The 266-nt window shown below is 62.8% G+C and carries 1 pseudogene; it reads right to left on the reverse strand.

What is annotated here, in order from left to right:
- Positions 1 to 266, reverse strand: a pseudogene (locus tag E4K09_RS19875) (ATP-binding cassette domain-containing protein); the annotation flags it as partial.

Below are 266 nucleotides of genomic sequence, written 5' to 3' on the forward strand. Positions count from 1 at the left end.
ACCGTGACTCGGTCCGAAATGGCCTTCACCTCGTTGAGCCGATGGGAGATGTAGAGCACGGCCACACCATGCTCGCGCAGCTTGCGGATGATGGTGAAAAGGCTTTCCGCCTCAATGGGCGTGAGCACAGCCGTCGGCTCGTCGAAAGCGACGAGCTTGTGAGGCACCAGCAGCGCACGGGCGATCTGCACGAGCTGGCGGTCGGCGATGGAGAGACGTCGAACCTCGATATCCGGATCGATCCGCGTGCCGAGCTCCGCCAGGAT

Origin of the sequence: Microvirga pakistanensis, assembly GCF_004458765.1 — a bacterium.
In the GTDB taxonomy this organism is placed as follows: Bacteria; Pseudomonadota; Alphaproteobacteria; order Rhizobiales; family Beijerinckiaceae; genus Microvirga; species Microvirga pakistanensis.